Here is a 6,254-nt window from a genome sequence, read left to right as displayed (position 1 = left end):
CAATGCCCCTTGATCGAGCCGACGACCGAACCCGACCCGAGCAAGAATCCGGCCACGAGGAGGATCATGGTGCCCGGCACCATGCACGTGGTGATCACGACCGTCGCCTTCGGCACCGCGCGGGCCGCGCGGCGGCGGGCCCGCTGGGCGTCGGTGCGGCGCATGTCGCCCGCGATCGCGATCAGCGTGTCGACGATCGGCGCGCCCAGCTCCTCCCCCTGCTGGAGCGCCGTCACGAACTGGGCGACCTGCTCGGAGTCGTTGCGGGCGCGCAGTTCCTCGAACGCCTGACGCCTGCTGACACCCATGTCCATCTGGCGCAGGGTGATGCGGAGTTCGTCCGCCCAGGGGCCCTCGTACTTCTCCGACACCCGGTCGAGCGCCTGCCGGAAGCTCAGGCCCGCGCTGACCACGACGGCCAGGACGTCGAGGAAGTCCGGCAGCGTGCGGTCGATGGCGTCCTTGCGCTCGCGAACGGCCGCCCAGATGCCCACCTCGATCCAGAACAGCCCGAAGGCGACCAGCAGCAGCGCCACGATCAGCCGCCCGTCCAGCAGCATGACCAGGGCCCCGCCGAAGCCGAGGAAGCCGTAGACGGCGCGCCGGGCGGCGTACCTGTCCACTGTGAGGCCGCCCGGGTTCCCCGCGCGGTCGATGCGGCCGCGGACCTTCGCCACGCGCTTCTCGCCCATCATCCGCAGCACGAGCGGCGCGTAGCGCATGCCGAGCCGGTCGACGGCGGAACCGACGACCGTGGTGCGCGTCGAACCGACCTCCAGGGCCAGCGTCAGGTCGGTCGGCAGTTTCACCTCACTGCGGTACAGCACGATCCCGGCACAGGCGCCCGCGACGGACAGCGCGGCCAGCAGACCCAGCAGGAAACCCATCCGCCCTCCCCCCTCAGACGTCGATCCGGGACAGCCGCCGGATGGCGAGGAAGCCGAGCCCGTAGAGGCAGAAAGCCACGACAACGGCCGCCTGGCCGAGCCAGCCCGACGTCATCCGGTCGATCGACCCGGGCGCGATGCGGTCCATCAGCAGCAGCGTGCCGACGCCCATCAGCGGGACGACATACGCGGTGACGGTCACCTGGGAGAGCTGGGTGCGGACCTCCCTGCGGGTCTCCTTGCGCTCCTCCAGGGTCTGGGTGAGATTGCGCAGCGAGGTGACGACCGTGCCGCCCGCCCTGTTCGACAGGACGAGAGTCGTGACGAGGACGACGAGTTCGCGGGAGGGAAGCCGCTCGGCGAGCTCGCCGAGCGCGTCGTCGACGGAGTGCCCGACGGCGAGCCGGTCGGCGACCTTGCCCAGTTCCTCGCCCGCCGGGCTGTCCAGTTCCTCCGCCGCCATGCCGAGCGCCGTGCGGAGGGCGAGGCCGGCCTGGGTGGCGTTGGCGAGGATGCGGGAGAGCTCGGGCAGCTGGTTGATGAACCGCTCGATGCGTTTGCGGCGCTGGAAGCCCAGGAAGGCCGAAGCGGACCACAGGGCGGCGAGCGCGGCCGGCGGCCCGAAGAACGGCGCGAGGACGGACGCCGCGACGATCCACAGGGCCGCGGCCCCGGCGAGCGCGCAGACGGCGAACTCGCCCGGCGTGACGTCCAGCCCCGTGGACGCCAGGCGCCGCTCCAGACGGCGGCCGAAGCGGGTGGCGCGCAGCCGCCGGTCCAAGCCGCGGAAGTGGCGGGTGCGCCCGGCGGGCGGCGGCAGCGCGGGTGCGTCGGAGAGCCGGTCCACCAGCGACCGGCGCCGCGCCTTGCCGGAGGCGTAGAACAGCGCGCCCGCGGTGCCGAGCGCGCAGCACAGCAGGGTCGCGCCGACGGTGAGCAGGACGAGGGCGTTCATGGACATCGGCGGCTACCTCTGCCTCGCCTCGCGGACGGCGAGTTCGGTGGGGAAGGCGGCGACGCCGAAGGCGGACGGCACGGGCTCGTCGGCCATCCGCAGGCGTTCGGCGACGCGTTCGGGGAGGGGCAGGCACGTGAACCGCCCGCGCACGACGCGATCCGCGGCCAGAGGCTGGGCGTCGAAGCGGCAGACGGTGGTGAGGCGGTAGTCCTCCCGGCCGTGCGAGTCGAGGAGGGCGACCTCGACGACGCGGCGCGAGCCGTCGGGGTGCCGGGCGAGCTGGACGATGCAGTCGACGGCGCTGTTGATCTGGTCGCGCAGCGCCTCGTAGGGAATGCCGACCTCGGACATCGACGCCAGTGTCTGCAGGCGCATCAGGGCGTCCTCGGCGCTGTTGGCGTGGACGGTGGCGAGCGAACCGTCGTGGCCGGTGGACATGGCCTGGAGCATGTCGAGCGTCTCGCCGCCGCGCACCTCGCCGACGATGATGCGGTCGGGTCGCATGCGCAGGGAGTTGCGTACGAGGTCGCGGATGGTGATCCGGCCCTTCCCCTCGACGTTCGGCGGGCGGGACTCCAGGCGGATGACGTGCGTCTGCTGGAGCTGGAGCTCCGCGGCGTCCTCGACGGTGATGATGCGCTCGCCCTCCGGGATCAGGCCGGAGAGCGCGTTCAGGAGGGTCGTCTTGCCGGAGCCGGTCGGCCCGGAGACCACCACGTTGAACTTCGCGCGCACCAGCGCCGACAGCAGCATCAGCATCGGCTCGTCCAGCGTGCCCATGCCGATGAGCTCGGGCAGCGTGTAGGGGCGCGGGAAACGGCGGATGGTCAGGGTCGCGCCGTTCAGCGCGAGCGGGGGGATGATGACGTTGACGCGCTCCCCGCTGGGCAGCCGGGCGTCGACCATCGGATGGGACTCGTCCACCCGGCGGTTGACGGTGGAGACGATGCGCTCGATGGTCTGCATCAGCTGCTCGTGCGAGGCGAAGCGCGCCGGGACGGGCTCCACGCGGCCCGCGCGCTCCACGAAGATCTGGTCGGGGCCGTTCACCATGATCTCGGTGATCGAGGGGTCCTCCAGGAGCGGTTCGAGGACGCCGAGCCCGAGTGCCTCGTCGACGACGCGGCGGATGAGCCGGTCGCGCTCGGCGGTGGAGAGCACGGGGCCTTCGCGGCTGATGATGTGCCCGAGGACCCGCTCCAGCCGGGTACGGCGCTCGGCGGCGGCCAGCGACGACATCTCCGCGAGATCGATCTCCTCCAGCAGCTTCGCGCGGTAGACGGGCACCAGGTGGCCCGGCTCCCGGCCTTCGGCGGGGGTCTCGGGGGCGACGATCCGTGACCGCAGGCTCATGGCACGCTCCTCACGGGCGGCAGGGGGTCCGTCGGGCAGCGCATGGTGGCCCGTCGGGTGACGGACCGGTCGCCGAGGAACGGCAGGACCGTCGGAATCCGTACGGTGACGCTGGCGGTGGTCTGTCCGGCGCCACCGCACGGCGGTGCGTCCGGCTCGCCTTCTGTGCTCAGCCACGTACTGAGTGCCGCTCGGCCCGCGGCCGCGGGTGACGTCCGCGGGGCGTCCTGTGTGGCGGTACGGGCCGCTGCGCGGGCCGCTGTGCCGGCCTGCTGGACGGCGTAGGCGGCCAGACCGAGCTGGAGGGCGGCGAGCCCTACGAGGAGGAGGACGGGGAGGAAGCCGAGCAGTTCGATGGAGGCGGAGCCGCGGTCTTTTTTCCGGGTACGGTTGCTGTGCCGCGGGGTGCGCCTACTGGGGTGCCGCTTCCGCTGCGTTCGCGGCTGCGGGTCTGTTCGTGGCTGGGCGCGCAGTTCCCCGCGCCCCTGACGGGGCACCCGCCGGTGTGACATCAGTTCCCCTCCTCCGCCGCGCCCGCCGAACCATTTACCTGCCAGGGCCAGTTGATCGCCCCCGGGAAGAGGACCGGGACCGACAGGGAGACGTTCGCCCGGTAGACACCCGACTCCGGACCGCAGCCGATGTCGGTGCCCCAGGCACCGGGGATGTCGGTACGGGCCGCGGCCGCGCAGTCGGCACCTGCCGCTCCGGCGCGCGCGCCCTTGTCGGCCGCGTCGCCGGCGAGGGAGTAGGTGTAGCCGATCAGCACGCACTGCCAGACGACGGCCAGCACCACCAGGATCAGCGGCAGGATGCCCAGGAACTCGACCGCCACCTGACCGCGGTCCCCGCCGCCGCGCCTGCGGAAGCGGCTCGTGGGCACGGGGGCCAGCTGGTCCGGTCCCGTACCGCCCGTACCGCCTGTGCCCCCCGCTCCGCCCGGCCCTATGGCCGCCCGGCGTCTGCGCAGCGCGCCCAGGCCGCCGGGGAGCGAGCGGTCCGCGTGCGCCGCGGTGCGTGGCCTGCCGGAGGGTGCGGTCTGCCCGGTGAGCCCGAGTTCGGCGGCGAGGGTCCACAGGGCCTGTCGTACGGCCGACCGCGCGTCGAGGTCCTGCATCCGCCCGGAGTCGACGGCCGCCTGGAGCTCCCGGAAGCCCGCCGGGACGGTCGTACGGGCCGTCCTGGTGCCGGTGGCGCGCTCGACGAGGGACGGCTGGATCTCCGCGCTGCGCGTGTACCGGTTGACGACGGTGACGGTCTCGGCGGCCTTGCGGATCTGGAGCCGTTCCCAGAGCCGCACCATGCGCTTGGCGGCCCGTACGGACACCACGTCCGGGGTGGTGACGAGCACCGCCACGTCCGCGGTCTCGACCGCCGCGGCGCACGCGGCGGTGACCTGGGTGCCGCAGTCCACCACGACGAGTTCGTAGCGGCCGCGCAGGGCGGCGATGATCTGGCGGGACGCGAGGTCGTCGACCTCCTCGCCGCGCTCGCCCTCGGCGGGCGCGAGCAGCAGCGCGAGCCCGGCGGGGTGGGGGAAGACGGCGTCCTGGAGGACGCGCGGGGAGATGTCGCTGATGCCCGCCAGGTCGGCGATGGAGCGCCGGAACTGCACGTCGAGGTAGGAGGCGACGTCCCCGGACTGGAGGTCCATGTCGACCAGGGCGACGTTGCGCCCCGCGGCACGTGCGGCGAGGGCGAGCTGGACGGCGGTGACGGTCGTGCCGACCCCGCCCTTGGCCCCGGCGACGGCGACCAGGGTGCCGCCGGGCCCCTGTGCCGGTCCGCCGTCGCCGCCGCCGAGGTGGCGACGGACTCCGGTGGCCCACTGGGCGGCGGCCTGCACGCGGGTGCCCAGTTCGTCGTACGAGAGGGGGATCGCCGCCACGCCGCGCGCCCCGCAGTCCATGGCGGCCGCGTACAGCGCGGGGCCGGGGGACGCGGTGACCAGCACGACGCCGGTGGCGGGGAAGCGCAGCGCCACCTCGCGGATGAGTTCGAGCGCGGGTAACGGCCCGAGGCGCTCGTGGACGAGGACGACCTCGGGGAGGTCCTCGACGGAGGAGGCGGCCAGCACGGCGAGCGTGTCGAGGAGGCGGGTGGAGTCGCCGGCGGGCGGCAGGGGTTCGGCCCCCGGGAGCTGTCCGAGGAGCCCGCCGATGGCGCGAGCGGTGTCCGGGTCGCCGACAGCCGGGAGGATTCTGAGCGTCACCGTGTCCCTCGCCTCTCCTATTTGTCGCCGTCGAGCGTGTAGGTGCGGTCCCCGCTGCCGATCTCGTCGTTGCTGCCGGGGGCGACCAGGGCGAGCCGTACGTGGGAGGCGAACGACTCGGCGTACGCGACGCGCTGGGCGTCCTTGGTGTCGAGGGCGAAGGTGATCGGCACGGCCTCGCCCGCGTGCCGGGTGGTGGTTGCGGTGCTCGTGCCGCCGTCGCGGTCGAGTGCTTTCAGCTTGCCCACCGCGAGGACCCGGGCGTTGCTCACGATGACCTTGGAGACGGGCTTGGTGCCCTGGTCCTTGCCGTCGAAGGTGGCGTAGATGTTGACCCGCGAACCCGCGTTGATCTTCCCGGCCACCCCGGTCGCCGCGTCGATCATGATGGCGATCTCCTGCTGCCCCGGCTTGAGTTCGGGCCGCTCGGTGATCATGTCCTCCTGGAGCAGCGAGCCCTTGCGCAGCGGGGTGACGGCGATCTTCCCGGTCAGTTCGCCGAGGTCGGTGACGGCGGTGGCGGGCAGCCAGCGCTTGGGCATCGAGATCTTCTCGAAGCGGTCCTCCGCCTGTTCGAGCGGCTGGTAGGCGGGGATGTCGGCCCGCAGCCGGTAGGCGGTGGCCTCGGGGCCGACCTTCGACTCGGCGTCATGGACGACCGAGAAGACCCCGGCGAACACGCCGAGCGCGCAGAGGGCCGACAGGAGCAGCAGGATGACCCCGCGGCGCTGGCGAGAGTTCATGGGGCGGCGGACCTCGTTCGGGGATGGGGCCGGTGGTTGCTCGACGGTGGCGGCGGCTGCGGTGCAGAGGGGTGGTTTCGCGATGCGGTACCGCGCTCAGT

Annotated in this window: 6 protein-coding genes; all 6 read right to left on the bottom strand. The window is 73.0% G+C overall.

Features of this window, described 5'->3' with window-relative positions:
• Window positions 1-887: DUF5936 domain-containing protein (locus K6I34_RS29115; protein ID WP_229330391.1), on the bottom strand; the 887-nt coding region annotated here is incomplete at its 3' end.
• Between the two features lie 13 nt (window positions 888-900).
• Entirely contained in the window at window positions 901-1,842 is a 942-nt protein-coding gene (locus K6I34_RS29110; protein ID WP_229330393.1) for a type II secretion system F family protein, read from the bottom strand.
• Window positions 1,843-1,854: 12 nt separating this feature from the next.
• The gene (locus tag K6I34_RS29105; protein WP_229330389.1) at window positions 1,855-3,198 is read right to left on the bottom strand and encodes a CpaF family protein; all 1,344 of its coding nucleotides are present in this window, start codon (window positions 3,196-3,198) and stop codon (window positions 1,855-1,857) included.
• The gene (locus tag K6I34_RS29100) at window positions 3,195-3,710 is read right to left on the bottom strand and encodes a TadE/TadG family type IV pilus assembly protein (RefSeq protein ID WP_229330387.1); all 516 of its coding nucleotides are present in this window, start codon (window positions 3,708-3,710) and stop codon (window positions 3,195-3,197) included. Before K6I34_RS29100 ends, K6I34_RS29105 begins: the two co-directional genes overlap by 4 nt.
• Window positions 3,710-5,410: an AAA family ATPase gene (locus K6I34_RS29095; RefSeq protein WP_229330385.1), complete on the bottom strand. Its 1,701-nt coding sequence runs from the start codon at window positions 5,408-5,410 to the stop codon at window positions 3,710-3,712. The genes K6I34_RS29100 and K6I34_RS29095 overlap by 1 nt, the downstream gene beginning before the upstream one ends.
• Before the next feature lie 17 nt (window positions 5,411-5,427).
• Window positions 5,428-6,153: a Flp pilus assembly protein CpaB gene (gene cpaB, locus K6I34_RS29090; RefSeq protein ID WP_229330384.1), complete on the bottom strand. Its 726-nt coding sequence runs from the start codon at window positions 6,151-6,153 to the stop codon at window positions 5,428-5,430.
• Window positions 6,154-6,254: the final 101 nt, after the last annotated feature.

The organism is Streptomyces sp. UNOC14_S4, from assembly GCF_020740835.1.
Lineage (GTDB): Bacteria > Actinomycetota > Actinomycetes > Streptomycetales > Streptomycetaceae > Streptomyces.
The sequence above is the reverse complement of the archived record's forward strand: the minus strand, read 5'-3'. Positions and strand labels throughout refer to the sequence as shown.

Bases quoted from the DNA above. Each gene is read 5' to 3' on its own strand.
- K6I34_RS29105 (WP_229330389.1), bottom strand. From the start codon at position 3,198: ATGAGCCTGCGGTCACGGATCGTCGCCCCCGAGACCCCCGCCGAAGGC.
- cpaB (WP_229330384.1), bottom strand. From the start codon at position 6,153: ATGAACTCTCGCCAGCGCCGCGGGGTCATCCTGCTGCTCCTGTCGGCC.
- K6I34_RS29110 (WP_229330393.1), bottom strand. From the start codon at position 1,842: ATGAACGCCCTCGTCCTGCTCACCGTCGGCGCGACCCTGCTGTGCTGC.
- K6I34_RS29100 (WP_229330387.1), bottom strand. From the start codon at position 3,710: ATGTCACACCGGCGGGTGCCCCGTCAGGGGCGCGGGGAACTGCGCGCC.